This is a genomic window from Priestia sp. VA7 (assembly GCF_055710015.1).
Window position 1 is genome coordinate 260,857 of the sequence record NZ_JBVQPN010000001.1, and the last position, 26,111, is coordinate 286,967.

24 protein-coding genes, 1 other RNA gene and 1 other annotated feature are annotated in these 26,111 nt (G+C 39.1%); of the genes, 21 read left to right on the forward strand and 4 right to left on the reverse strand.

All coding sequences use genetic code 11. The features are described 5' to 3' along the window. Positions 1-50 precede the first annotated feature (50 nt). Positions 51-710 carry a YhcN/YlaJ family sporulation lipoprotein gene (locus tag AC0C45_RS01370; protein WP_013059324.1) on the forward strand — a complete coding sequence of 220 codons (660 nt, stop codon included), beginning with the start codon at positions 51-53 and terminating at the stop codon, positions 708-710. Positions 711-813: 103 nt separating this feature from the next. Here AC0C45_RS01370 and AC0C45_RS01375 read toward each other — a convergent pair whose 3' ends face one another. Then, the gene (locus AC0C45_RS01375; RefSeq protein WP_013085108.1) at positions 814-1,893 is read right to left on the reverse strand and encodes a YsnF/AvaK domain-containing protein; all 1,080 of its coding nucleotides are present in this window, start codon (positions 1,891-1,893) and stop codon (positions 814-816) included. A 291-nt stretch (positions 1,894-2,184) separates the two neighbouring features. Between AC0C45_RS01375 and AC0C45_RS01380 the strand changes: the two genes are divergently transcribed. The 7 genes from AC0C45_RS01380 to yajC all read left to right on the forward strand — a co-directional run bounded on the left by AC0C45_RS01380 (position 2,185) and on the right by yajC (position 7,396). Next, a complete protein-coding gene (locus AC0C45_RS01380; RefSeq protein ID WP_053215313.1) occupies positions 2,185-2,721 on the forward strand; it encodes a BofC C-terminal domain-containing protein in 537 nt (178 codons plus the stop codon). Between the two features lie 297 nt (positions 2,722-3,018). Further along, positions 3,019-3,630 (forward strand): Holliday junction branch migration protein RuvA, encoded by a 612-nt coding sequence (ruvA, locus tag AC0C45_RS01385; protein WP_237892998.1) that lies wholly within the window; start codon positions 3,019-3,021, stop codon positions 3,628-3,630. Between the two features lie 16 nt (positions 3,631-3,646). Next, a complete protein-coding gene (gene ruvB / locus AC0C45_RS01390; protein WP_016765638.1) occupies positions 3,647-4,648 on the forward strand; it encodes a Holliday junction branch migration DNA helicase RuvB in 1,002 nt (333 codons plus the stop codon). After that, on the forward strand, positions 4,645-4,845 hold the full coding sequence (locus AC0C45_RS01395) for a DUF2905 domain-containing protein (RefSeq protein ID WP_016765637.1): 201 nt from the start codon (positions 4,645-4,647) through the stop codon (positions 4,843-4,845). The genes ruvB and AC0C45_RS01395 overlap by 4 nt, the downstream gene beginning before the upstream one ends. 23 nt (positions 4,846-4,868) lie before the next feature. Continuing rightward, positions 4,869-5,897 (forward strand): tRNA preQ1(34) S-adenosylmethionine ribosyltransferase-isomerase QueA, encoded by a 1,029-nt coding sequence (gene queA, locus AC0C45_RS01400; protein WP_034648797.1) that lies wholly within the window; start codon positions 4,869-4,871, stop codon positions 5,895-5,897. Between the two features lie 23 nt (positions 5,898-5,920). After that, entirely contained in the window at positions 5,921-7,060 is a 1,140-nt protein-coding gene (tgt, locus tag AC0C45_RS01405) for a tRNA guanosine(34) transglycosylase Tgt (protein ID WP_013059317.1), read from the forward strand. A 72-nt stretch (positions 7,061-7,132) separates the two neighbouring features. Next, complete coding sequence (gene yajC / locus AC0C45_RS01410; protein WP_013059316.1) at positions 7,133-7,396, forward strand: preprotein translocase subunit YajC; 264 nt, start codon at positions 7,133-7,135, stop codon at positions 7,394-7,396. A 35-nt stretch (positions 7,397-7,431) separates the two neighbouring features. Here yajC and AC0C45_RS01415 read toward each other — a convergent pair whose 3' ends face one another. Further along, positions 7,432-7,815, reverse strand: coding sequence for a TIGR04086 family membrane protein (locus AC0C45_RS01415; RefSeq protein ID WP_014458132.1), 384 nt, complete (start codon positions 7,813-7,815; stop codon positions 7,432-7,434). 146 nt (positions 7,816-7,961) lie between these two features. Here AC0C45_RS01415 and AC0C45_RS01420 point away from each other — a divergent pair, with 146 nt between their 5' ends. Further along, a complete protein-coding gene (locus AC0C45_RS01420) occupies positions 7,962-8,615 on the forward strand; it encodes a DUF421 domain-containing protein (RefSeq protein WP_412762250.1) in 654 nt (217 codons plus the stop codon). A gap of 20 nt (positions 8,616-8,635) precedes the next feature. Here the strand turns inward: AC0C45_RS01420 and spoVB are convergent, their stop codons facing one another. Further along, positions 8,636-10,246, reverse strand: a complete 1,611-nt coding sequence (gene spoVB / locus AC0C45_RS01425) for a stage V sporulation protein B (RefSeq protein WP_080743079.1) — start codon at positions 10,244-10,246, stop codon at positions 8,636-8,638. A 64-nt stretch (positions 10,247-10,310) separates the two neighbouring features. On the opposite strand from spoVB, the gene AC0C45_RS01430 reads away from it, so the two are divergent. The 6 genes from AC0C45_RS01430 to dtd all read left to right on the forward strand — a co-directional run bounded on the left by AC0C45_RS01430 (position 10,311) and on the right by dtd (position 18,851). Beyond that, positions 10,311-10,604 carry a post-transcriptional regulator gene (locus tag AC0C45_RS01430; protein WP_016765633.1) on the forward strand — a complete coding sequence of 98 codons (294 nt, stop codon included), beginning with the start codon at positions 10,311-10,313 and terminating at the stop codon, positions 10,602-10,604. 137 nt (positions 10,605-10,741) lie between these two features. Beyond that, a complete protein-coding gene (secDF, locus tag AC0C45_RS01435) occupies positions 10,742-12,979 on the forward strand; it encodes a protein translocase subunit SecDF (protein WP_016765632.1) in 2,238 nt (745 codons plus the stop codon). A gap of 140 nt (positions 12,980-13,119) precedes the next feature. Continuing rightward, a complete protein-coding gene (gene recJ, locus AC0C45_RS01440; protein WP_237892996.1) occupies positions 13,120-15,462 on the forward strand; it encodes a single-stranded-DNA-specific exonuclease RecJ in 2,343 nt (780 codons plus the stop codon). A 15-nt stretch (positions 15,463-15,477) separates the two neighbouring features. Continuing rightward, on the forward strand, positions 15,478-15,990 hold the full coding sequence (locus AC0C45_RS01445) for an adenine phosphoribosyltransferase (RefSeq protein WP_013059309.1): 513 nt from the start codon (positions 15,478-15,480) through the stop codon (positions 15,988-15,990). Between the two features lie 185 nt (positions 15,991-16,175). Next, the gene (locus AC0C45_RS01450) at positions 16,176-18,374 is read left to right on the forward strand and encodes a RelA/SpoT family protein (RefSeq protein WP_013059308.1); all 2,199 of its coding nucleotides are present in this window, start codon (positions 16,176-16,178) and stop codon (positions 18,372-18,374) included. Between the two features lie 15 nt (positions 18,375-18,389). Beyond that, on the forward strand, positions 18,390-18,851 hold the full coding sequence (gene dtd, locus AC0C45_RS01455) for a D-aminoacyl-tRNA deacylase (RefSeq protein WP_016765630.1): 462 nt from the start codon (positions 18,390-18,392) through the stop codon (positions 18,849-18,851). On the opposite strand, the gene AC0C45_RS01460 is transcribed toward dtd, so the two are convergent. Next, complete coding sequence (locus AC0C45_RS01460) at positions 18,842-19,726, reverse strand: N-acetylmuramoyl-L-alanine amidase (RefSeq protein WP_280168731.1); 885 nt, start codon at positions 19,724-19,726, stop codon at positions 18,842-18,844. The genes dtd and AC0C45_RS01460 overlap by 10 nt on opposite strands. Positions 19,727-19,892: 166 nt before the next feature. On the opposite strand from AC0C45_RS01460, the gene AC0C45_RS01465 reads away from it, so the two are divergent. From AC0C45_RS01465 to AC0C45_RS01490, 6 genes are all read left to right on the forward strand, one after another. After that, entirely contained in the window at positions 19,893-20,069 is a 177-nt protein-coding gene (locus AC0C45_RS01465; protein WP_013059305.1) for a hypothetical protein, read from the forward strand. A gap of 87 nt (positions 20,070-20,156) precedes the next feature. Then, positions 20,157-20,389 (forward strand) — a binding site (T-box leader). Between the two features lie 68 nt (positions 20,390-20,457). Next, a complete protein-coding gene (hisS, locus tag AC0C45_RS01470; RefSeq protein ID WP_237892990.1) occupies positions 20,458-21,726 on the forward strand; it encodes a histidine--tRNA ligase in 1,269 nt (422 codons plus the stop codon). 12 nt (positions 21,727-21,738) lie between these two features. Beyond that, positions 21,739-23,517: an aspartate--tRNA ligase gene (gene aspS, locus AC0C45_RS01475; RefSeq protein WP_237892988.1), complete on the forward strand. Its 1,779-nt coding sequence runs from the start codon at positions 21,739-21,741 to the stop codon at positions 23,515-23,517. Positions 23,518-23,635: 118 nt separating this feature from the next. Continuing rightward, positions 23,636-23,817: non-coding RNA, 6S RNA (gene ssrS, locus AC0C45_RS01480), on the forward strand. 162 nt (positions 23,818-23,979) lie between these two features. Further along, positions 23,980-24,744 (forward strand): tRNA threonylcarbamoyladenosine dehydratase, encoded by a 765-nt coding sequence (locus tag AC0C45_RS01485; protein ID WP_013059302.1) that lies wholly within the window; start codon positions 23,980-23,982, stop codon positions 24,742-24,744. A gap of 422 nt (positions 24,745-25,166) precedes the next feature. Further along, positions 25,167-26,051: a phosphate ABC transporter substrate-binding protein PstS family protein gene (locus tag AC0C45_RS01490; RefSeq protein WP_013059301.1), complete on the forward strand. Its 885-nt coding sequence runs from the start codon at positions 25,167-25,169 to the stop codon at positions 26,049-26,051. The last annotated feature ends 60 nt before the right edge of the window (positions 26,052-26,111 follow it).

The following is a 26,111-nucleotide window of genomic DNA, read 5'->3' on the forward strand; positions in this document are numbered from 1 at the left end:
AATCCTAATAGTAAGCTCAGAGTAAATAGAGCTTAAATTAGGGGGCGATTATGTTGAATAGGTATGTAGCAACTTCTTTAGCTTTCGCATGTATGATGGGACTTGGCGCTTGCAATAACAAAGACCAAGGTATGGAACAGCGCTATACAGATACGACACAGCCTGTTGGGTATCATACAAATGAAAAAGCGAATGAACATCGCGTAGATAATCCGAAAGGTCCAATGACTGAAGTTTTAGATGGGAATGGAACACCTAATTATCCGTTAAACGTAAGTGATGGACGTTTTGATAATCCGACAAACCCTTATGGAAACATCAATAATACAAATGATCGTACAAATGGCGTTGCTAATATGTATTATGGTGAAGATTATCCAAGAGACTTTACGGAAAAAGTGGCTGATCGGGCTGCAAGCGTTAAAGGTGTAGAAAATAGTCGCGCCGTTGTCCGTGGAGATCAGCTATTAGTTGCTGTGGATCCCGCCAAAGACATAAATAACGGCCGTTTAAAACAAAACGTGCTCGATAAAGTAAAGCCTATTGCAAAGGACTACAATGTTCAAGTAAAAGTAGATCATGATGTATTTATGAACGCTCGCTCTCTTGATGACGATATTCGAAATGGAAAAGACCGTAATACGATTCAAACTAATTTCAATGGTCTATTTGAATCAGTCGATGAGAATGTCAATCATAAACATCGTTAAATGAAGAAGCAGCTGTCTGTGAAGGACGGCTGTTTTTTTGATGAGAAGACATATAAAAAAGCTGCCATTGAAGCCAGGCAGCTATTCCTCGAACATGTAACTATTAATTTTTCTTGTTAGAAGCAGATTTGTTTGTTGTTTTGGATTCCGCTTCTTCCTTTTGAGCGTTAGTTTCATTTTGTTTGAGGCGACCTTCTCTTTTTTTCGTATCTGCTGGTGCCGTAGCGACACTCTTTGTATTTTTTACATTTTTTGCAGAAGAGCTTGTCTCATTAGCTTGTGTGTTTGGCTTCTCGTTGTTAGTTGTCTGACTATTTTCGTATTCAGCTTCCACGTCGCTTGCTAGAGCTGCAGAAACTTGAGCGTAAGTATGGTCTGTATAGTTCATCATATTTTCGTATACTTCAGGGCTCGCGAGTCCATCAGGTTCTACGCTTGCTTCTTCTTTCTTAATTGTTTCAGTCCATTCTTTTGTTTCTTGAATAAGTTTTTTTCCTATAATTACTTCTTCAACAATAACTGGTCGTTTGGTTATTTCCACTCGTTCTTCCATGATTGGAACACGAATAATTTCATCTTCTGTAAGTGGCCCAGCGTTATAGTCTCCGTCAACTACAGGCCGACGTTCAATATAAAACTCTTCTCTCGTAACAGGAACGTGTACAGTTCTTTCTTCCTCTATTACTTTTTTGTGGAGTTTTACTTCACCGACTTGGACGCGTTCTTTTAAGACATCTAATTTTTCTTCACGTAGTTGGACGGCTCTATGCTCGTTGTGTTCCGTATAGGTTCCGTACGCTGGAGTTTGTTCAGAGCTTACGGCATCTATCAAGATTAGAATTTTACCAGCAGCTACATCTGTCTCGCACTGCACGGCTGAGAAGTCTGGTATGCCCATGCGGATTAACTTTGATTTCAAGCCGTTTCCTTGTTTGAGCCCCATGCCGCCTGTCATCATGGTAAAAAAGTTATCCATCATGACGCCAGCTAATGAACTTACGGCAGGTGAACCAGCTTCAATAATTACATTTGTATCGTGACCTATTTGAAATGTATTGCTTTTACTGTTAGAAATAACCATAATGTCTGTTTCTCGATAACCTTGACGCTTTAAATTATGGATAACATCTAAAGCTTCTTTCTCTGAAAAAAAAGTTCCGACTACACGTTTATTCATTCTCATTACTTCAGCTCCCTTTTTTATTAAAATAGATAATAGAAGTCCTTACAATTACTTCCACTATGTACATACCCTGCGAAAATTTAATTAAAACGTTCAAGAGAAAATTTTACAAATAGTGTGCAAATGTAACAAATACTCCATGTTTTCTTAACATAATATCGTAAAAGGGATTTGCTTCATAAAATAAGAGGATAAAAGAAAATAAGTAGGTCAAACTATTAGTGTAGATTTTCACAAAACCTTTTTAGATAATACTAAAAAGAGTATGATTAACGTGTGAGGTGAAGGTGAGTGAAGAAAGTCATTCATCAAGCAGCTTTTTTAATGCTAGTAAGTATTGTGCTTTGTATAATGCCATACCGTGCAGATGCGAATGAAAAGGAGCCGATAACATTATTTCTTGAGCGCGTGTATGTGGATGGAGTTATAAGTCAAGAGATGATCAAAAGCCCCTCTATGACGAAAAAACAATTAATGAAAAAATATAAAAATTGGCGACTGCTTAAAGAAACGGATCAAGAGCTAGTTTTTAGAACAAGCATAGACGATATTTCACCTATTTTAAAAGAGAACGGTTATGTAGGGCTTTCTGTTAACGGTATTCTCTCAGCATTTGAAGGCAAACCAGCTGCGTCACAGCATATTATACAATCGTTTTTTCAAATTGACATCAAAAGGCTTGAGAGCTATCAACATGAACAATTAAAGAAAGGTATTCGCGTTCAATCAAAAGATGAATATCTTTCCCTCATTAATTTCTATAAAATCTATCAGCTCCAGCAGCGGCCGCTTTCAATCAAGCAGCCGTTTTTTAGTATGGTAAAATAATTATTGAATTCAACATTCTAAATTGCTTCTATTTGCTTTTGGCGATATGTTAAAATGGTATTCAGCAGTCTAGTATGGTATATATTTTAAAAGGTCATTCATCAATAAAAATGTGCGGTTCTATTTTTTATAGCTATTGTAAAAATAGGTTGGCAAAGATGAAAAGAGGCAAACGTTCTCTTGAACGTCTTTTTAAAAAGCAGCTTTAAAGGAAAATAGAGAACGATGCGGGCAGGATTCTTCGTAGGCAAAGTTGAAGGTCACTGCCCGCGCGTACGTGATTAAGGAGAGAGCTTATTGTTTGATTATATCAAAGGTACTGTTACATATATAAATCCTGAGTATGTAGTAATCGAAAACAACGGGATAGGCTATCAAGTATTTACGCCGAATCCATATGTATTTTCAATTGATGAACAACCAAAGACGGTTTACACCTATCAATATGTAAGAGAAGACGTAATTGCACTTTACGGGTTTGCTTCCCGAGAACAAAAGGATTTATTTATGAAGTTAATTAGCGTGTCAGGAATCGGCCCAAAAGGCGGTTTAGCTATTTTAGCGTCAGGTAATCCAGCGCAGGTTGTCCAAGCTGTGGAAGAGGAAGATGAGAAATTTTTGGTTAAGTTTCCAGGAGTAGGTAAAAAAACAGCTCGACAGATGATTCTAGATTTAAAAGGAAAGCTGCAAGATATTGTACCAGATGCCGTTCCTTCTTTATTTGCAGATTTGAATGCACAAGAAGTCAAATCTCAAAGTTCAGAAGCACTCGATGAAGCGATTGAAGCACTTAAAGTATTAGGTTATGCAGAAAGAGAAATCAAAAAAATTGTTCCGGCTTTAATGAAGGAAACGATGACAACGGATCAGTATATTAAAGAAGCGTTAAAGCGATTATTGAAACAATAAGTAAGGGAGGAGTAAAATGGACGATCGTATTGTAACGGGAGATGTTCTTGGTGAAGAAGAAATCATCGAGCAAAGTTTGCGGCCGCAAACCTTACAGCAGTACATTGGTCAGCATAAAGTAAAATCCCATCTTGATATTTTTATTAAAGCTGCCAAAATGCGAAGCGAAACGTTAGATCACGTGCTTTTATATGGTCCTCCAGGATTGGGGAAAACAACTCTTGCTACTATTATCGCTAATGAAATGGGCGTGCAAATCCGAACGACCTCAGGGCCAGCTATTGAGCGTCCAGGCGACTTAGCCGCAGTTTTAACCAGCTTAGAGCCTGGAGATGTGCTTTTTATTGATGAAATTCATCGATTAAATCGTTCAGTTGAAGAAGTACTATACCCAGCAATGGAAGATTTCTGTTTAGATATTGTTATTGGAAAAGGACCGAGTGCACGTTCCGTCCGTCTGGACTTGCCTCCGTTTACGCTAGTAGGTGCAACGACAAGAGCAGGGCTTTTATCTTCTCCTTTGCGTGATCGCTTCGGCGTTTTAAGCCGTTTAGAATATTACCAAGAAGAAGATCTTGCTTCGATAGTAGAAAGGACAGCCGCTATTTTAGATGTAGAGATTGATGAGAAAGCTACGTTTGAGATGGCTAGGCGTGCTAGGGGAACCCCGCGTATTGCGAATCGCTTGCTTCGAAGAGTCAGAGATTTTGCTCAGGTCAAAGGAGACGGAGCCATAACCGAAAGGCTTGCCAACGAAGCATTAGAAATGTTGCAGGTGGACCGTTTAGGTCTTGATCATATTGACCATAAATTATTAAGAGGGATTATCGAAAAATTTAGGGGCGGACCTGTAGGGTTAGACACCATATCGGCTACTATTGGTGAAGAGTCTCACACAATTGAAGACGTATACGAGCCGTATCTATTGCAAATCGGCTTTTTGCAGCGAACGCCGCGAGGACGAATTGTGACGCCTTTGGTTTATGATCATTTTCAGCTGGAGGTGCCTGGTCAGTGAATGATATGCCTAAGATGCTTATCACATTAGGGGGCATTTTAGTCGTCATTGGGCTGTTATGGCAGTTCGTTGGCAAGCTTCCTGGCGATATTTTTATCAAAAAAGGAAATACAACCTTTTATTTCCCGGTTGTGACATGTATTCTAGTAAGCGTTGTATTATCACTTATTTTTTATGTAATTGGCAAATTTAAATAATTAAGTAGAAACAGGTGAACATTTTGAAAGTAGATTTATTTGATTTTCATTTACCAGAAGAATTGATTGCCCAAACGCCGCTTGAGCAGCGAGATGCGTCAAGACTCATGGTATTAAACAAGGAAACAGGAAGTGTGAAGCATCATATGTTTCATGACCTTCTTGATTATGTGCAAGAAGGAGATTGTTTAGTGTTAAACGACACGCGTGTTCTTCCTGCACGATTATTTGGGACAAAAGAAGATACAGGTGCTAATATTGAAGTATTGCTTTTAAAACAAACACAAGGCGATACGTGGGAGACGCTTGTAAAACCGGCTAAACGAGTAAAAGAAGGCACGGTTATTTCGTTTGGTGACGGACGTCTGACAGCTGTATGTAAAGAAACGAGCGACCAAGGCGGACGTTTGTTAGAATTCAACTATGAAGGCATCTTTTATGAGGTTCTGGAACAACTGGGAGAAATGCCGCTGCCGCCTTATATTAAAGAACGCTTGGATGATCAAGAGCGCTATCAAACGGTTTTTGCTCGCGAACAAGGTTCTGCAGCAGCGCCAACAGCAGGTCTTCACTTTACAGAAGAGATGCTTGAACAGTTAAAAGAAAAAGGTGTGCATATTGCATTTTTAACGCTTCATGTCGGATTGGGTACATTCCGTCCAGTCAGCGTTGACGACTTAGAAGAGCACGATATGCACTCAGAGTTTTATCAAGTGAGTGAAGGAACCGCTGCTTTACTAAACAGCGTACGCGAAAAAGGCGGTCGCATTATTTCAGTAGGCACAACTTCTACCCGTACCCTTGAAACGATTGCAACTGAGCATAACGGCAAATTTGTTGCTTCTTCAGGCTGGACCAACATTTTTATCTTCCCAGGGTATGAATTTAAAGCAATTGATGGAATGATTACAAATTTCCACCTTCCAAAATCTACGCTCATTATGCTTGTAAGTGCCTTAGCAGGAAGAGAAAACGTCATTTCTGCCTATGAACAAGCTGTAGTAGAGAAGTATCGCTTTTTTAGCTTCGGCGACGCGATGCTAATTTTGTAATTTAACATGAAAGGAATACATCAATGACAGCAATTCGTTACGAACATATAAAAACTTGTAAACAAACAGGAGCGCGTTTAGGGATTGTCCATACGCCTCACGGCTCATTTGAAACGCCTATTTTTATGCCAGTAGGCACATTAGCTACAGTAAAAACAATGTCTCCGGAAGATTTAAAAGCAATGGGAGCAGGCATTATTTTAAGTAATACGTATCATTTATGGCTTCGTCCTGGTCATGAAATTGTTAAAAAAGCGGGAGGCCTTCATAAATTTATGAACTGGGATCGTCCCATCTTAACGGATTCAGGCGGCTTCCAAGTTTTTAGCTTAAGTGATTTGCGCCGTATTGAAGAAGAAGGCGTCCATTTCCGCAACCATTTGAATGGAGACAAGCTTTTCTTATCTCCAGAAAAAGCGATGGACATCCAAAATGCGCTTGGGTCTGATATTATGATGGCATTTGATGAATGCCCACCTTATCCAGCAGAATATGACTACTTAAAACGTTCAGTTGAACGCACAAGCCGCTGGGCAGAGCGATGCCTTGAGGCTCACAGCCGCCCTCAAGACCAAGGTCTTTTTGGAATTGTTCAAGGCGGAGAGTTTGAAGATTTACGCCGTCAAAGTGCAGCTGATTTAGTTTCAATGGACTTCCCAGGTTATGCTGTGGGAGGGCTGTCAGTTGGAGAACCAAAAGATGTGATGAATCGTGTGCTTGAGTTTACGACGCCATACTTACCAACCGATAAACCACGTTATTTAATGGGAGTAGGATCACCTGACTCGTTAATTGATGGAGCGATTCGCGGGATCGATATGTTTGATTGCGTATTACCAACGCGTATTGCACGTAACGGAACGCTTATGACAAGCGAAGGTCGTCTTGTTGTTAAAAATGCAAAATATGCAGAAGACTTCGGTCCGATTGATCCAAACTGTGACTGCTACACGTGTCAAAATTATTCAAGAGCGTATATTCGCCACTTAATTCGTTGTAATGAAACGTTTGGAATTCGTTTAACATCTTACCATAACTTATATTTTCTGCTAAACTTAATGGAGCAAGTCCGTGAAGCCATTCGCGAAGACCGACTTGGCGATTTCCGTGATGAGTTCTTTGAAAAATATGGGTTTAACGGTCCAGACGCAAAGAATTTCTAGGTCACTACAGGAATTTTCATCAAATTTATGAATGAGTACCTGTTGATAATATAAATAAAAGGAGGAGTTTTCATGGGTGTTTTACAAAATATTTGGCCATTACTTTTAATGTTTGTCATTTTCTATTTCTTGTTAATCCGTCCACAGCAAAAACGTCAAAAAAACGTACAGCAAATGCAATCAGCACTTAAAAAAGGTGATAAGGTTGTTACAATTGGCGGTATGCACGGTTTGGTAGACGCAATCGATGAGTCACAAGTTGTGGTTCGCAGCACTGACGGTTCAAAATTAACGTTTGACCGCAATGCTATTCGTGAAGTAAGAAGCGTAGATTAATAAAAAAACGTCACGTACATGTACGTGACGTTTTTTTATGCTTCTCGTGAACCGGCAATGTTTACGCCAACAATTCCCCCTAGAATAGCGACTCCAATAAATCCAGCGTGAAATAAGAGCTGCTGTGCAGAAAACAGGTGACTATAGCCGAGAAATTGTAGTAAAAACATTAAAAAAGAATAAGAAATACCAGTGGCTCCTCCAACGAGAAGTCCTTTTGAACCGTTTCGTCCTCCCGCGATAAATCCTCCGATAAACAGTGTAATAAATGAGAGAATAAGTAAAAATAAACGGACCGACTGTTCTTCAAGCGATGTAAATTTTAAAATAAGCGAAAAGATAATGCTAATCGCTAAAGCCATCACTAAGATTGTTGCTACTCCTGCAAATACAGCATTGCTCATTCGTTTTGCACCCAACTTGTTTCCCCCCCATGAAATAAAAAGATAGGTGAACCCTTAGTACGAGCATATTCGGGATGACTTCAAAATAGACGCATAAAAGTAAGGCTATTTTAAAATAAATGGTACAAACTACAAGGGAATACATAAAGGAGGTCTTTGCAGTGGAACTATTGATCATGGTTGCGCGAACCGTGCTTTTATACGTAGTAGTTTTAATTATTTTTCGCGTCATGGGTAAAAGGGAAATAGGAGAGCTGAGCATTTTGGATTTAGTTGTCTTTATTATGATTGCTGAAATGGCAGTAATGGCTATTGAAAACCCAAAAGATCCTTTGCTGTATTCAATTCTTCCGATGTTAACGCTTCTTATTATTCAAATCGGCTTAGCTATATGGTCTCTTAAAAGCAATCGAATGCGAAATTTTATTGATGGCAAACCTAGTATTATCATTGAAAATGGAAAAATAAACGAACATGAAATGAAAAGGCAGCGATATAACTTCAATGACTTGCTCGTGCAGCTGCGTGATAAAAATATAAAAAATGTAGCTGATGTTGAATTTGCTATTTTAGAATCTTCAGGAAGGCTATCCGTGTTTGAGAAAGATCAGCAACCAGGCAAAAAAGGCAATTTGAATTTGCCTTTTATCATTGATGGCATTATTCAAGAAGAGCATCTGCTGCATGAACATAAAACGACGGAATGGTTAAAGACAGAGCTAGAAAAGCTAGGGTATTCAAACTTAGATAAGGTTTCATATTGCAGCTATGACAACGGAAAATTTTTTATAGATTTGGTAGATGTGAAACAATAAAACGCGGATTGCTCCGCGTTTTATTTTCGTTTAAAATAGCGTAAAACAGAAAAACGGTTTAATTCTTCTTTTGTTATCAGTCTAAAAAGCAGCAAAAACAGTACGTATACAATGCTTGTAAGTGCAATCGATAAAACGGTTCGTAAGCTCAAAGGGATGGAAGTGAAAAGGTTCATATAAGCGAAGTGTCCGGTAAAACCTGATATCCCCATTACAGAAAAACTGCGAAGATACTCAAACACATGAATCTTATACGTGATTTTTTTCATGACGGTAGACAGGTGTAAAAGAGTGACAAGCATCATTCCCACAACAATTGCAAGACCAGCTCCCATAATGCCTAGATTTGGCTGAGTTGCGAGTAAGAAGATAAGAGATGTTTTGACCGCTGCTCCTATAAAACTGTTAATCATGGCGGCTTTTGCAAGGTCTAGCGCCTGCAGAACAGCTTGAAGCGGCCCTTGAAAGTAATAAAAGATAAAAAAAGGCGCCATTACTTTGACAAAAATAGCAGCTTTGTCAGAACCATACATCAATTCCATTACCGGATTAGCAAATACATAAAGAACAACAACGGCTAGCCCGCCTGTTACAAACGACAAGCGGAGAGCTTGATGAAGTCGATATTCGATTTGCTTCATTTGATTCTGTGCAAGAGATTCACTGATTGCGGGAACCAAAGACGTGGATAGAGACACCGTTACAAAAGAAGGCAGCATCAGGAGAGGGAGTGCAAAGCCTGTTAATTCTCCGTACTGCTTCGTTGCTACAGCTGTCGCTACTCCTGCAATTGCTAAACTTTGAGCTACTACAATCGGTTCTAAAAACCAAGAAATTGACCCAATCATGCGGCTTCCTGTCGTGGGAAGAGCAATTCCCATTAAGTCAAAGAACGTATCTTTGCCCGCATGTAAAGAAGCAAAAAATTTTCGTCTTACCGTTATTTTCTTCTTTCGCTTGAACATAAACATCATATAAAACAGTGAAGCTAGTTCTCCAAATACGGAAGATAGCATAGCACCAGCCGCAGCGTACTCAATTCCATAGGGCAAAAATGCTTTTGTACATACGGCAATTAACGTAATGCGCACCACTTGTTCGATAATTTGAGAATAAGCAGCAGGCTTCATTTGCTGCTTTCCTTGAAAATATCCGCGGATGACAGACGAAACGGCGATGATTGGAATAACAGGAATAATCGCCAGCAGCGGATAGATCGTACGTGAATCTGTAAAGAAGGTTTTTGCTACAACGGGAGCGAATAATATTAGTCCGAGCGTAAATAAAACGCTAAGCGTACACGTAATGCTTAAAGAGACGACAAGTATTTTTTTTATTTTATGCCTGTCACCTAAAGCTTCTGCTTCTGCCACTAACTTGGATATGGCAACCGGTAGCCCAAGCTGTGTTAAGGTGATTACTAATACCAGCGTGGGGACCGCCATCATATAAAGTCCCACACCTTCGTCTCCAATCATTCGAGCCACCACAATTCGATTGACAAACCCGAGTACACGTGTAATTAAGCCAGCAATTATTAAAATAATAGTTCCCTGTAAAAATTTAGACATATACTCACTGCTTTCTTGAGGTTTATACAGTGAATATATGCGCCGTCGGTGTCCAAGCATGACAAGTATTCCTCATACGAGAAAGAAATTTTACGCAAAATGTCAAACAGGAAGGAGGATCGATATGACACATCCATTTATTTCAGCTTCGAAAGAACTTATACAGCCTGTCTTATCCAGCAAAATGGAAGAATTTCATATGCTTGGATATGAAGAAGTAACGGAGAACGATTTATTGGGTTATTTAGAAATGAAAAAATGGAAAAAAGAAAGAGAGCTATCTCTCCATCAAGTGGTAAATGATATTTTATCTGTTAAGATCACGCAGGTGATGAGCTATGTAACAATTGAATCTTATAAATCTGATATGTTCTCAAGTGTTAATAATGGAGAAGACTGGAAAGAATTATTAAAGTAGAGTTTGTAAAATACATGTATTAAAATTTGATAAGGTCTTTATTTGACAGACATTAGGTTATGAATGATAATTAGATTGGTCATTTATCTATTGTTATCATTTCATGTTTTTTACATAAGAAGGAGGATTTTCTGTCGATGGTTAAAAGAGGACGTATCGTTGCCTTTTTCCTCTTAGTACTGCTTGTGTTTAGTACAATCGGAACAACGATGACTGGAATTACAAAAGATATTAAACTTGGCCTCGACCTTCAAGGTGGATTTGAAATTTTATATAAAGTCAGTCCAGCTAAAAAAGGCGATGTCATTGACAAAAAGGCACTTAACAGCACGGTTGAAGCGCTGCGTCAACGTGTCGATGTACTGGGAGTTAGTGAGCCCAGCATTCAAATTGAAGGAAACGACCGCATCCGCGTTCAGCTAGCTGGTGTCACGAATCAAAAGCAAGCCAGGGATCTGTTATCAACTCAAGCAAACTTAACGTTCCGTGACGTGAACGATAAGGTGCTGATGGATGGTACAGACTTAGCGCAAGGCGGAGCAAAGCAATCGTTTGACCAAAGCAATCAGCCTAGCGTCTCACTAAAGTTAAAAAATGCGAAAAAATTTGAAAAGATCACGCGAGAGCTTTCTCAAAAACCAGCACCTAACAATTTAATTGTCATTTGGCTGGACTATGAAGAAGGAAAAGACTCGTACCAAAAAGAAGCGACAAAACAAAATCCGAAGTACCTGTCTGCAGCCTCTGTTAGCAGCGTGTTAACACAGCCAGATGTTGAGATTTCAGGTGGCAACTTCACAGTGAAAAGTGCAACGCAGCTGGCGGAATTGCTAAATGCCGGGTCGTTGCCGGTTAAATTAGATGAGCTATACTCTACATCCGTTGGAGCGCAGTTTGGGGAAGAAGCTCTTCACACGACTATATTAGCGGGTATTATTGGAATTGGAATTATATTCCTTTACATGCTGTTTTTCTACCGTTTACCGGGGCTTATTGCCATTATTACACTCAGCTTCTACGTGTATTTAAACCTGCTTGTATTTGACTTGATGCATGTGGTTATGACGCTTCCAGGTATCGCGGCTCTTATTCTCGGTGTAGGTATGGCAGTAGATGCGAATATCATTACGTACGAGCGGATTAAAGATGAACTGAAAACAGGAAGGTCTGTTATATCGGCCTACCGAGCAGGAAATCGTCGCTCACTTGCGACCATTTTTGATGCCAATATTACAACGATGTTAGCGGCTCTTGTATTATTCTTTTATGGTCAAAGTTCAGTAAAAGGATTTGCAACAACATTAATGATCGGGATTGTGCTAAGTTTTATTACGGCCGTATACGGTACGCGATTATTAATGAGTCTTTTAGTAAACAGCCGCTGGTTTGATAAAAAACCAGGCTACTTTGGCGTGAAGAAAGAGCAAATTCACGATTTAAGCAAAGATGACGGCACAACCGTTTTACCTACAGTGTGGGATAAAATTGACTTTGTTAAATACCGTAAAGCGTTCTTCACATTCTCAAGCGTGCTCGTCATTATCGGTATTATCTCGGTTGCTGTGTTTAGGCTGAACCTAGGTATTGACTTTACGAGCGGAACTCGCATAGAGATTCCGGCAAATCATACCGTTACGCAGGCTGAGATACAGCGTGAAATGAAGTCTCTTGATATCAAAACGGATGACGTAGTCATTACAGGAAAAAGTAATGATACGGGTGTTGTACGTGTAGTTGGGGTCTTGAATAAAAAAGAAATTGCCAACTTAAAAGATCACTTTAAAGATAAATACGGTTCTGAACCAAACGTAAGCACCGTTTCGCCGACAGTTGGAAAAGAACTGGCGAAAAATGCAATGATGGCGATTGTAATTGCTTCAATTGGAATTATCATCTATGTAACGATTCGATTCGAGTTCTACATGGCGCTTGCAGCCGTGCTTGCTTTGTTGCATGATGCGTTTTTTATCGTTACGGTCTTTAGCTTAACAAAGCTAGAGGTAGATTTAACGTTTATCGCCGCTGTCTTGACGATTGTTGGTTACTCAATTAACGATACGATTGTTACGTTTGACCGCATTCGTGAAAATATGCAGAAATTCAAATCCAAAACGTTTGACGATTTGGCGTTTATCGTAAATTTAAGCTTGCGTGAAACGTTTACTCGTTCAATGAACACCGTGTTAACAGTTGTGATTGCAGTTGTAGCACTTCTTGTATTCGGAAGTGAATCAATTCAAAACTTCTCAATTGCCCTGTTAGTAGGTTTAATTCTTGGTGCATATTCATCTGTGTTTATTGCTGCTCAGCTATGGCTTGTGTGGAAAGGGAAACAGTTGAAGCGCGAGGAACAAAAAGAAGTAGAAAGCAAGTAATTCAAAAACGTGCGAAGTGTTCGCACGTTTTTTTGTTTGTGAAAATTCAAGGCGCACTGTCAGAAAAATATGCTTATTTTCTTTCGTTGCTCCATTTCATCCACTCTAGTATAATAATGTGGGTTAAGGGGTGAAGAGACATGTTACAGTCAAAAAAACGTTGGAATGTTCAAGAATGTGATGAACAACTTGTTAATGAATTTGTAGAAAACCTCAATATTACACCTCTAGTAGCTTCGTTATTACTTAATAGAGGCAGGACAACAGTAGAAGCGGCACGTGAGTTTTTACACGTTGATGCACAAACGTTCCACGATCCGTTTTTATTGCACGATATGGACAAAGCGGTAGCTCGTATTCAGCAAGCAATTGATCATAATGAAAAAATTATGATCTATGGAGATTACGATGCGGACGGCGTCAGCAGTACTTCTGTTATGTTATCTGCTTTACAGCAGCTCGGCGCTGATACTGATTTTTATATTCCTAATCGCTTTACAGAAGGTTATGGGCCGAATAAGGCAGCATTTGATAAAATAAACGCAGGCGGCTATCAGCTGGTGATTACGGTAGACACAGGTATTTCGGCAGTCGAAGAAACGGCGTATGCACGTGAATTAGATTTTGATTTAATTATTACGGATCACCACGAGCCGGGTCCGATTTTACCGGATGCGTATGCAATTATTCATCCAAAGCTGCCGGGAAGTACATATCCATTTAAAGAACTGGCGGGTGTAGGAGTGGCTTTTAAACTCGCTCATGCGCTGTTAGGGGAGCTTCCGGAACATTTGTTAGAACTAGCAGTGATTGGGACGATTGCTGACTTGGTTCCTTTAGTCGACGAAAACCGCTTAATTGCTCGCAAAGGTCTTGACTATCTCAAGCTCACGAAGCGCACTGGAATTGAAGCGCTGCTGAGCGTATGTGGAGTAAAACGCGAAGAAATTACTGAAGATACAATTGGATTTGCTATGGCTCCTCGCATTAATGCAGTAGGACGTCTTCAAGATGCTGATCCAGCTGTTCACTTGCTTATGACAACAAATGCTGAAGAAGCAAAAGGTTTAGCTAAAGAAATTGATGCGTTAAACAAGGTAAGGCAGCAAATCGTAAACGATATTACGGAAGAAGCCGTTGAATTTGTTAAAAATATGTATCCTCCGGATGAAAACAGCGTTCTTATTGTAGAGGGAGAAGGATGGAATGCAGGTGTTGTTGGAATTGTCGCTTCTAGGCTCGTAGAAAAGTTCTACAGACCAACAATTGTACTAAGTATTGACTCTGAAAACCGTATTGCCAAAGGTTCAGCAAGAAGTATCGAAGGCTTTGACTTATTCGCGAACTTATCTAAATGCCGTGACATTTTGCCGCATTTTGGAGGGCATCCAATGGCAGCCGGCATGACGTTAAACAGCGATGATGTAGAAGAGCTGCGCACACGTCTTAATGAACAAGCAAGCAACGTGTTAACCGAACAGGATTTTATTCCAATTACATCAGTTGATACAGTATGCACAACAGAGGAAATTACGCTGGAAAATATTGAACAAATGAGTGCGCTTGCTCCATTTGGTATGCATAACCCGAAGCCAAAAGTTCTCATTAAAGATGTTCATACAACATCTATGCGGAAAATTGGTGCTAATAAAAATCATTTAAAACTGGTATTTGAAGACAGCGGTGTATCGGTTGATGCAGTAGGATTTGGGTTAGGCTATATATTAGATGAAGTATCTCCTATAGCTAAAGTATCATTAGTAGGTGAACTATCTATTAATGAGTGGAACAATATGCGCAAACCGCAGCTGATGGTAGAAGATATCTCTGTAGATGAGTGGCAGATGTTTGATTATCGCAGTGCTATTGATGTCAAACGTTTCTTTGAGCAGGTATTCACGGATCAAATGAAAGTTGTTGCTTTTCACGATTCAACAATTGATAAATACAAGTCGATGCTGCCGATGGAGCATGTTGTTCTTATTCAAGATGAAGAACAGGCAAAAGCATGTATGTTTGCAGGGGAACAGATTGTTTTATTAGATTTGCCTCCTTTACAGAAGTGGCTTGAATGTTTGTTTTTCCAAGGTATTCCTTCTAGAATATACGCTATTTTCTTAACGGAAGAAGACCATTATTTTGATACAATCCCAACTCGCGATCACTTTAAATGGTTCTACGGCTTTTTAGCGAAAAAGGGTCCTTTTGATTTAAAACGCTACAAAGAAGATTTAGCGATTCATAAGGGCTGGTCGAAAGAAACGATTGATTTTATGGCAAAGGTGTTTTTTGAGTTAGAATTTGTTACAATAAACAATGGCTTAATTTCGTTAGTGAAAAATTCTGCGAAACGTGATTTAATAGAATCTGCGACTTATCGCCAAAAGCAGCAGCAGATTGAAATAGAAAAAAACTTTATTTATACGTCATATGTACAGCTTAAAAATCAATTTCAAGATATTTTTAAGCGTTCGATTGAATGAGGAGGCAACATTAGAATGAATTTTAAAGATTATATTACAATTGTACCTGACTGGCCAAAACCAGGTATTACATTTAAAGATATCTCAACATTAATGGACAATGGTGATGCATACCGTGCCGCAACGGATGAGATTGTAAAATATGCGAATGATAAACAAGTTGATATTATCGTAGGACCGGAAGCTCGCGGATTTATCGTTGGTTGTCCAGTAGCATATGCGTTAGGTATCGGTTTTGCACCTGTTCGTAAAGAAGGAAAATTACCGCGTGAAGTAATTAAAGTAGATTACGGTTTAGAGTACGGTAAAGACGTATTAACGATTCACAAAGATGCAATTAAGCCAGGTCAGCGCGTGTTGATTACAGATGATTTATTAGCAACAGGCGGTACAATTGAAGCGACAATTAAGCTTGTTGAAGAATTAGGCGGAATTGTTGTTGGAGCTGCGTTCTTAATTGAACTTTCTTACCTTGACGGCCGTGACAAACTAGACGGTTATGATGTATTCACATTAATGACGTATTAAGAAGAACGATCACATAAAAAAGAGTACCTGATACAGGTGCTCTTTTTTCGTTAAAAAACGTTAATACGTAAAATGGAAATGATGTAAATTTGATAAATTAAACGCAAAGGCTTTACATCCTTGGATTTTTTCAAGATAATAGTTACAATATGAATTAAAAATGCTAGTTGATAAAAGGTGATTTCATGGCAAATGAGCAAGTCCTAACAGCGGAACAGGTCATTGACAATACGAAGCGATATTTAAATGAAGAAGATGTGGCTTTTGTACAAAAAGCATATGATTTTGCAAAAGAAGCTCACAAAGAACAATATCGCAAGTCGGGTGAACCATATATTATCCACCCGATTCAAGTCGCAGGAATTTTAGTTGATCTAGATATGGATCCAGCAACAATTGCAGCTGGATTTCTACATGATGTGGTTGAAGATACAGAGATAACACTAAAAGATTTAGAAAAAGCTTTTAATGAAGAAGTAGCAATGTTAGTAGACGGCGTAACGAAACTGGGAAAAATTAAATATAAGTCTAAAGAAGAGCAGCAGGCTGAAAATCACCGCAAGATGTTTGTAGCAATGGCTCAAGATATTCGAGTCATACTGATCAAACTTGCAGATCGTCTTCATAACATGCGTACGCTAAAGCATTTACCGCAGGAAAAACAGCGACGCATTTCAAATGAAACGCTTGAAATTTTTGCTCCTCTTGCTCATCGTCTCGGTATTTCAAAAATTAAGTGGGAGCTTGAAGATACAGCTTTACGTTACTTAAATCCTCAGCAATATTATCGCATTGTAAATTTGATGAAGAAAAAGCGTGCGGAACGCGAGCAGTATTTGGCTGAAGTTATTGATGAAGTTCGAGAGCAAGTAGATGAAGTGTCGATTAAAGTTGAAATTTCAGGACGCCCAAAACATATTTATTCCATCTATCGTAAAATGGCACTGCAAAACAAGCAGTTTAATGAAATTTACGATTTACTAGCTGTGCGCATTATTGTAAATAGCATTAAAGATTGCTATGCGGTGTTAGGAATTATTCACACGTGCTGGAAGCCAATGCCGGGACGTTTCAAAGATTATATTGCAATGCCAAAACAAAATATGTACCAGTCTCTTCATACGACGGTTATCGGACCAAAAGGTGATCCGTTAGAAGTTCAAATTCGAACGTTTGACATGCACCAAATTGCTGAGTATGGAATTGCTGCTCATTGGGCTTACAAAGAGGGAAAAACAGCTGAGCATGCTTCATTTGAAGAAAAGTTGACGTGGTTTAGAGAAATTTTAGAATTTCAAAATGACGCAAACGATGCAGAAGAATTTATGGAATCTCTAAAAGTTGACTTGTTTTCCGACATGGTTTACATTTTTACGCCAAAAGGCGACGTCATTGAGCTTCCTTCGGGTTCTGTTCCAATTGATTTTTCCTATCGTATTCATTCTGAAATCGGAAATAAAACTATTGGAGCAAAAGTCAACGGCAAGATGGTTACGCTTGATTACCGTTTGAAAACGGGGGACATTATTGAAATTTTGACGTCTAAGCATTCGTATGGTCCAAGCAAGGACTGGTTAAAGCTTGCTCAAACGTCTCAAGCCAAAAATAAAATTCGCCAATTCTTTAAAAAGCAAAGCCGCGATGAAAATATTGAAAAAGGCAAAGAGCTGGTTGAAAAAGAAATTCGTCAAATGGAGTTTGACTTAAAAGAAGTATTAACAGCTGATAATATCAAACGAGTAGCGGAGAAGTTTAATTTCTCAAACGAAGATGATATGTATGCAGCTATTGGGTATAACGGATTAACTGCGGCTCAAGTAGCTAATCGTTTAACCGAGAAGTGGAGAAAGCAGCGCGATCAAGAACAAGAGATCCAAATTGATGATATTGCACGCGACACTGCGGCCAAGCGTGTTCGCCAGCATAAACGAAAAGATTCCGGGGTTATTGTACCGGGTGTAGAGAACATGCTGATTCGCTTGTCTAAATGCTGTAATCCAGTTCCTGGAGATGAGATTGTTGGTTTTATTACAAAGGGGCGAGGAGTATCTGTTCATAGAGCAGATTGTTTAAACGTTCACACAGATGATGCTGAAAGCCGCCTTATTCCTGTAGAGTGGGAAACACATATTAAAGAAGGCAAAGAGTTTAACGTGGAAATTGAAATTTCCGGATACGACCGCAGGGGCTTACTAAATGAAGTTCTGCAGGTTGTAAACGAGACTAAAACGAATATTTCAGCCGTTTCAGGAAAATCGGACCGAAACAAAATGGCTACGATTCATATGTCAATTTCTATTCATAACATCAGTCACCTTCATAAAGTGGTTGAGCGCATTAAGCAGCTTCGAGACATTTATTCAGTTCGCCGAATTATGCATTAAGAAAGGTCGTTATACATGAGAGTAGTCGTACAAAGAGCAAAGAATGCAAAAGTAACTGTTGCAGGTGAGACGGTCGGTGAGATTAAGCACGGATATATGCTTTTAGTGGGCATTACCCATGACGATACTGAAGCTGATGCAGAGTATGTAGCGGATAAAATTGTGAATTTGCGAGTGTTTGATGATGAGTCTGGCAAAATGAATTTGTCGCTTCTAGATGTAGAAGGAGAAATTTTATCGGTATCTCAATTTACGCTGTACGGAGATTGCCGAAAAGGCAGAAGACCAAACTTTATGGGAGCTGCTAGGCCAGATCATGCTGTAACGCTTTACAACTATTTTAATAAAATATTATCAGAAAAAAATGTTCGAGTAGAAACCGGCGCATTTGGTGAAATGATGGACGTATCATTTACAAATGACGGACCGGTCACGCTTATTGTAGAAAGCAAAGAAAAAACGCAGGCTCACAGATGAGTCTGCGTTTTTTCTTTGCTTTGAAAGTAGTGATTTAATCCTTCAGCGATAGCGGACGTAATCATTTGCTGATAACTGATGGAATTAATATACGTTTCTTCCCGTTCGTTGCTTAAAAAGCCCAGTTCAATTAATGTACTCGGGCGTGTATTTTCGCGAAGAACATAATAGTTTCCAAAACGTTCTCCTTTGTCTTTTAATTTTGCATGATTAATAAGGGACTGATGAATAGAATGTGTGAGTGGACTGTCCTGATGCTGATGGTAATAATACGTCATAAGGCCAGTTAGCTGTGAGCTGTTCGTACTGTTGTAGTGAATGCTTATAAAAGCATCTGCTTTAGTCGATTGCAGCGTGCGCTGTGAAAGTAGAAGGTACTCATCATGGGTGCGGGTTAAAATGACGTGTGCGCCTTCTTTTTGAAGTTTGTTTTGTAAAATAAGTGCTGTTCGAAGAGTGAGGTCTTTTTCATATGTGCCCTGTGTGCCGATGGCTCCTTTGTCTTTTCCTCCATGGCCTGCATCAATAATAATTGTTTTGCCCTTTAAGTGCTGCAAGCTTTTACTCAGCGTATAAACAGGCTGGCGCTGCGCTACCTGCATGCTAGGCTGAACGCTGCGAAGCGCTACGGTTTTCGTAAATTTTTTAAACACCCATCCTTGAATATCCGAGCTTTCTACATAATACCAATCTCCTTGACGGTCTGAAACGGATAGTCTTGTATTCTTCGTAAATTTATTTGTAATTGAAAATGAACGTCCTGGACCGCTGCGTACATGAAGAGAGTCAGCTGTTACAATAATGGGTTGATGGACCGGTACATGTGGGCGCTCAAATGAGGAAGAACACAGTAATAAAAGGATACTTGCAGCCAAAACAGATACAGACTTCATGTTTAGATGGCGAATAGATAGACCTCCTTTTTATAACAAAATAGAGTATTCGATGAAAATAAAAAAAATCCTTTTTCTTATGTAAAAACATCTTTTTTGGGCAATGCTAATAAAAGGATAAGTAAGTGTAGGCAGGGAGGAAGAAACGATGAAGTTTAGTGAAAAAGGTGAACAATCATTTCAGCAGGTAAATCCGGTATTTGGCATTCATTTTCATGATTTTATTGACAGAGAAAGTGAAGCTTCATCCCTTGAATTGGCTTCTGAATTTGGTTTAACGCTTCGAGATATTCAGAAACTAAGAAAACAATTAGACCGCTCTTAACATGAAAGGTGCTTGACAACTGCTCATTTCATTCGTAATATAGAAAGCAATTGCTAAATTAAAATGAATGTATAACATTTTTATATTGATAAGCCAAAGATCGAGAAAAGTAGTAAAGATGACACATGGCTAGAGAGGAAATGTCTTAGGCTGAAAGCATTTCTACATGATGACTTTATGAAAGAACACTCAGGAGGCTTCACTCTGAAAAGGGAAACTTAGTAGGAGATGAACGTGTTCGTGCGTTAACGAAATGAGTGGAAACATGTCATATGTTTCAATTAGGGTGGTACCACGTGAGATTAACTCTCGTCCCTACTATGGAAAAATAGTAGAGGCGAGAGTTTTTTTGTATTGTAAATTTAAAAAATAGGAGGCATATCACGTTATGTCAGTTCAAATACCTAGAGGCACACAAGATATTTTACCGGGCAAAGTAGAATATTGGCAGTTTGTTGAACAGCGAGCAAGAGAAATCTGCCGTGCGTTCAACTACCAAGAAATTCGTACACCAATGTTTGAACACACTGAATTATTTTTGCGCGGAGTGGGAGAAACAACAGATATCGTGCAAAAAGAAATGTACACATTTAAAGATCGAGGTGACCGCAGCTTAACGCTTCGTCCGGAAGGAACAGCTGCAGTTGGACGATCATTTGTTTCAAATAAGATGTTTGGAAATCCAACGCAGCCAACAAAGCTGTTTTATATTGGTCCTATGTTTCGCTATGAACGACCTCAAGCGGGACGTTTCCGTCAATTCGTTCAGTTTGGCGTAGAAGCATTAGGGGTAAATGATCCAGCTATTGATGTTGAAGTTCTTGCCCTGTTAATGAGCTTTTACCAATCGCTTGGATTGAAAAAATTAAAGTTGGTTGTTAACAGTTTAGGAGATACAGAAAGTCGTCAAGCTCACCGTCAAGCGCTTATTGACCACTTTGCACCTCGCATTGGAGAGTTTTGCAGCGACTGCCAAAGCAGATTGGAGAAAAATCCTCTTCGTATTTTAGACTGTAAAAAAGATCGTGACCATGAACTGATGGCTACAGCGCCGTCTATTCTTGATTATTTAAACGACTATTCAAAAGAATATTTTGAAAAAGTACAGCAGTACTTAACCGATTTAGACATTGACTATGTTGTAGATCCGACGCTAGTACGCGGGTTAGATTATTATAATCACACAGCATTTGAACTAATGAGTGAAGCAGAAGGATTTGGCGCCATTACAACTCTTTGTGGCGGAGGCCGTTATAATGGGCTGATTCAAGAAATCGGCGGACCTGAAACACCGGGTATCGGATTCGCTTTAAGTATCGAACGCTTATTATCTGCCTTGGAAGCAGAAGGAATTGAGCTTCCGGTAGAAACAGGCGTAGATTGCTATGTAGTAACTATGGGCGATGAAGCAAAAGAAAAATCCGTTTCAATTGTAAATACGCTTCGACGCGCAGGCTTTGTAGCCGATAAAGATTATCAAGATAAAAAAATGAAAGCTCAGTTCAAAGCAGCTGATCGTGTACAAGCAAAATTTGTTGTTGTTCTAGGTGAAGATGAGCTAGCAAAACAAGTTGTAAACGTAAAGAATATGGAATCTGGCGAACAGCAAGAAGTATCAATTGATCAATTGGTCAGCTATTTGCAAAAACAAGTATAAGGGGGAACCATGATGACAAAACGTTCATACTACTGTGGAGATGTAACAGAACAAGCAACTGGCGAAACAGTTCTATTAAAAGGATGGGTTCAAAAACGCCGTGATTTAGGGGGATTAATCTTTATTGATTTACGCGACCGCGGCGGAGTTGTACAGGTTGTATTTAATCCTGAAAAATCTGCTGAAGCGCTAAAAATTGCTGAAGATGTACGTAATGAATTTGTACTGGAAGTGCAAGGAACTGTTGTGGCTCGTGAAGAGGGAACCGTTAACCCGAACTTAAAAACAGGTAAAATTGAAGTTCATGCTGAGCAGATTACGGTATTAAACAAAGCCAAAACACCTCCTTTTGCTATTGCGGATCAAACGGAAGTATCAGAAGATGTTCGATTAAAATATCGTTATTTAGACCTTCGACGTTCTGAGATGTTTAACACGCTTAAAATGCGCAATGACATTACAAAAACAATTCGTGACTTCTTAGATCAAAATGACTTTTTAGATGTTGAAACACCTATTCTAACGAAAAGTACGCCAGAAGGCGCGCGTGATTATCTTGTGCCAAGCCGCGTGCACGAAGGGGAGTTTTATGCTCTTCCTCAATCACCGCAAATCTTTAAGCAGCTGCTAATGGTAAGCGGAGTTGAGCGTTATTATCAAATCGCTCGCTGCTTCCGCGATGAAGACTTGCGTGCAGATCGTCAGCCTGAATTTACTCAAATCGATATTGAAACATCATTTTTATCTCAAGAGGACATCATGACAATGACGGAAGAAATGATGTCTAAAGTAATGAAACGCGTAAAAGATTTAGATATAACGACACCTTTCCCGCGCATGTCATATGATGAAGCGATGAGTCGCTACGGTTCAGATAAGCCGGATACACGTTTTGAAATGGAGTTAGTCAACTTATCAGAGCTTGTGAAAGACTGCGGGTTCAAAGTATTTAGCGCAGCAGTTGAAAACGGCGGAGAAGTAAAAGCCATTAACGTAAAAGGTGCCGCTTCTAGCTATTCACGTAAAGATATCGATGCTCTAACAGAGTTCGTGAAAATTTACGGTGCTAAAGGGTTAGCATGGCTGAAAGTTGAAGCTGATGCCTTAAAAGGACCAATTGCAAAATTCTTCAATGAAGATGAGCAAAAGCAATTTGCTGAAGCTCTTCAAACGGAAGAAGAAGATTTACTTTTATTTGTAGCTGATAAAAAGTCAGTTGTAGCAGATGCACTTGGCGCTCTTCGTCTAAAGCTTGCAAAAGAACAAGGAATTATTGATGAAACGAAATTTAACTTCCTATGGGTAACAGATTGGCCTCTTCTTGAGCATGATGAAGAAGACAACCGTTACTACGCGGCTCATCATCCATTCACAATGCCAGTTCGTGAAGATTTACCAATGTTAGAAAGCGATCCTGGACAAGTCCGTGCACAAGCATATGACTTAGTATTGAATGGTTACGAACTTGGCGGAGGATCTTTACGTATTTACGAGCGTGATATTCAAGAAAAAATGTTTAAAACGCTTGGATTTACATTAGAAGAAGCATATGAGCAGTTTGGTTTCTTACTTGAAGCATTTGAATACGGTACTCCTCCTCACGGCGGAATTGCATTAGGTCTTGACCGTTTGGTTATGCTTCTAGCAGGACGCACAAACTTGCGTGATACAATTGCCTTCCCTAAAACAGCAAGTGCAAGTTGTCTATTAACAAACGCACCTGGTGAAGTAAGTGAAGCGCAATTAGACGAGCTGCATTTGCAGGTAAAAAAGCCAAAAACAGAAGCGTAATCGATTGAACCGTCTGTTAAATCGAGCTTGTCACGTTCCAGTCACAGGCTCGATTTTTTTGTTTTACTTATTAATTGCAAAGTGATTTTTTCTGTGATAAGATACTTTCAAGAACTAAATAGTCCTGATGTGTTCGTCCTTAATCCAGTTTTGACCGAACAATTTTTTGCTTGGGAGCTCGGAGTTTTTAACGAGCGTACATGCCTCATCTCGAGGACTTACAATGGTTAAAGCAGAGCACCCACCTGCCGAGAGCGGGTTCAAAACGAAGGCACTCGAGACGGCACGATCGGGACTAGCATACATATAAAAAATCCTCTATGTAATTATTTGCATAGAGTTTTTTTATGGATAAATAACGAATGCTCATGTTCGTTTTGCTAAAAATATGGTATATTCAATTTCGTTGTTTATTTGAATTAATCATACACGTTGGTGTATTTAATAGAGGAGTGTTTTAACATGTTGCATCAGTTTTCGCGTAATGAACTGGCGATAGGAAAAGAAGGGCTAGCTACTTTAAAAGGCAGTACAGTTGCTATTTTAGGGATAGGAGGAGTAGGGTCGTTTTCTGCTGAGGCTTTGGCTCGGTCAGGAGTAGGACGTTTAATTCTTGTAGATAAAGACGATGTTGATATTACAAACGTAAATCGTCAAATTCACGCGCTGCTTTCTACGGTAGGTCAGCCCAAGACAGAATTAATGAAAAAACGTATTTTGGATATTAATCCAGACTGTGACGTCGTTTCTCTTCAAATGTTTTATACGGAAGAAACATATGAAGAGTTCTTTAGTTACAAACCGGACTTCGTAGTGGATGCATCCGATACGATTTCGTATAAAATTCATTTAATGAAAGAATGTTTAAAACGTGATATTCCGATTATTTCAAGCATGGGTGCTGCGAATAAAATGGATCCAACACGTTTCAAAATTGCAGACATTTCAAAGACACATACAGATCCAATTGCAAAAGTAGTTCGTACTCGTCTGCGTAAAGAAGGAATTCGCAAAGGAATTAACGTCGTTTTTTCTGATGAACGTCCAATCGTTATTCGCGAAGAAGTTCGCAAAGAAGTAGGAAACGATCAAGCGCAAATTCGCAAAGCGAAAATGCCCCCATCTTCTAATGCTTTTGTTCCATCTGTAGCAGGATTAATTATGGGCGGTCATGTTATCAATGAATTATTAAGTGATATTAAGATTCGCCGCGTAGGTGATGAATAAAAAGAAGGCTATCGTAGCCTTCTTTTTTTTATGGAAATATCTGTTCTATTTATGCTTTGGATGGAATCTTCTGTTTGATATGTATAAAAAGTACTAATAAATTGAAAAATATGGCTTGATGGTGAATTTACACTGTATTAAAAAAAGAGATTTATGTAAATTTATTTAACGCTTTATTTACATAAAATTTACGTTTTGGCTTTATTTCTTTTATATCTTCTACAGCAATATTCAGAAAGTCTTATATATCAAGGGTTTTGATAGAAATAAGAAAAAATAAACCCCAAATAAGTAAGTTTACAGTAACTTAAAATTCACTTCATATAAAGACAACAATCTACTCGTATAATGTGTCTTGTACCTGTTGTTCGAGTACAAAGGACTAGTACTAATTACACATATATTTATTGGAGGGTAATGTAATGAAAACAAAGGGTTTTAAAGTAACATTAGCAGCTTTTTTAATGGTAGGAGCACTAGCAGCATGTGGTAAAGACGGAGCAAGCAACGACAGTGGTTCGGGCAGCAAAGAAGAAGTGTCAGGTACGTTAACAGCGGCGGGATCTACAGCTTTACAACCACTTGCAGAAGAAGCAGCGAATGGAATTACTGAAAAATATCCAAACCTTTCAGTAACGGTACAAGGTGGAGGTAGTGGAACGGGTGTTAACCAAGTAGCATCAGGAGCAGTTGACATTGGAAACTCTGATGTTCCAGCAGCCGATAAAATCGAAGATAAATCAAAAGCAGATAAACTTGTAGATACGAAAGTAGCGGGCATTGGGTTCGCACTTGTTGTAAATAAAGATGTAAAAGTAGAATCGTTAACAAAAGAGCAAATTCAAAAGATTTTCTCTGGTGAAATTAAAAACTGGAAAGAAGTTGGCGGAAACGACGAGAAAATTAACGTAATCAACCGTCCAGCATCATCTGGTACACGTGCTACATTCGAGAAAACATTAATGGGTGACGCAAAAGTAAATGACAGCGTTGGTACAGCTCAAGATTCAAACGGAGCGGTTGAGCAATCAGTAAACTCAACGCCAGGAGCAGTAAGTTACCTTGCTATGTCGTATTTAATTGGCGATAAAAAAGAAAGTTTAAAAATGCTTAATATTGATGGTGTAGAGCCAACAACAGAAAACATTGTTTCTAAAAAATATCCGTTTTGGTCTTATGAGTACATGATTACAAACGGTGAGCCGAAAGATGGTGCAAAAGAGTACATTGACTACGTAGCTGGTAAGGACTTTGCTAAGCAAGTAGAAGATATGGGATATATCCCAATGACTGAGTTCAAAAAATAAGAGTGTTTTTAAAAAGAATAGGGCTGACTAACACAGTCAGTCTTATTCTATTTGAATGTT

Bases quoted from the DNA above. Each gene is read 5' to 3' on its own strand.
- recJ (WP_237892996.1), top strand. From the start codon at position 13,120: ATGTTACAGTCAAAAAAACGTTGGAATGTTCAAGAATGTGATGAACAA.
- dtd (WP_016765630.1), top strand. From the start codon at position 18,390: ATGAGAGTAGTCGTACAAAGAGCAAAGAATGCAAAAGTAACTGTTGCA.
- AC0C45_RS01375 (WP_013085108.1), bottom strand. From the start codon at position 1,893: ATGAGAATGAATAAACGTGTAGTCGGAACTTTTTTTTCAGAGAAAGAA.
- tgt (WP_013059317.1), top strand. From the start codon at position 5,921: ATGACAGCAATTCGTTACGAACATATAAAAACTTGTAAACAAACAGGA.
- AC0C45_RS01430 (WP_016765633.1), top strand. From the start codon at position 10,311: ATGACACATCCATTTATTTCAGCTTCGAAAGAACTTATACAGCCTGTC.
- AC0C45_RS01370 (WP_013059324.1), top strand. From the start codon at position 51: ATGTTGAATAGGTATGTAGCAACTTCTTTAGCTTTCGCATGTATGATG.
- hisS (WP_237892990.1), top strand. From the start codon at position 20,458: ATGTCAGTTCAAATACCTAGAGGCACACAAGATATTTTACCGGGCAAA.
- AC0C45_RS01465 (WP_013059305.1), top strand. From the start codon at position 19,893: ATGAAGTTTAGTGAAAAAGGTGAACAATCATTTCAGCAGGTAAATCCG.
- AC0C45_RS01485 (WP_013059302.1), top strand. From the start codon at position 23,980: ATGTTGCATCAGTTTTCGCGTAATGAACTGGCGATAGGAAAAGAAGGG.
- aspS (WP_237892988.1), top strand. From the start codon at position 21,739: ATGACAAAACGTTCATACTACTGTGGAGATGTAACAGAACAAGCAACT.
- AC0C45_RS01445 (WP_013059309.1), top strand. From the start codon at position 15,478: ATGAATTTTAAAGATTATATTACAATTGTACCTGACTGGCCAAAACCA.
- spoVB (WP_080743079.1), bottom strand. From the start codon at position 10,246: ATGCTTGGACACCGACGGCGCATATATTCACTGTATAAACCTCAAGAA.
- ruvB (WP_016765638.1), top strand. From the start codon at position 3,647: ATGGACGATCGTATTGTAACGGGAGATGTTCTTGGTGAAGAAGAAATC.
- secDF (WP_016765632.1), top strand. From the start codon at position 10,742: ATGGTTAAAAGAGGACGTATCGTTGCCTTTTTCCTCTTAGTACTGCTT.
- yajC (WP_013059316.1), top strand. From the start codon at position 7,133: ATGGGTGTTTTACAAAATATTTGGCCATTACTTTTAATGTTTGTCATT.
- AC0C45_RS01450 (WP_013059308.1), top strand. From the start codon at position 16,176: ATGGCAAATGAGCAAGTCCTAACAGCGGAACAGGTCATTGACAATACG.
- AC0C45_RS01490 (WP_013059301.1), top strand. From the start codon at position 25,167: ATGAAAACAAAGGGTTTTAAAGTAACATTAGCAGCTTTTTTAATGGTA.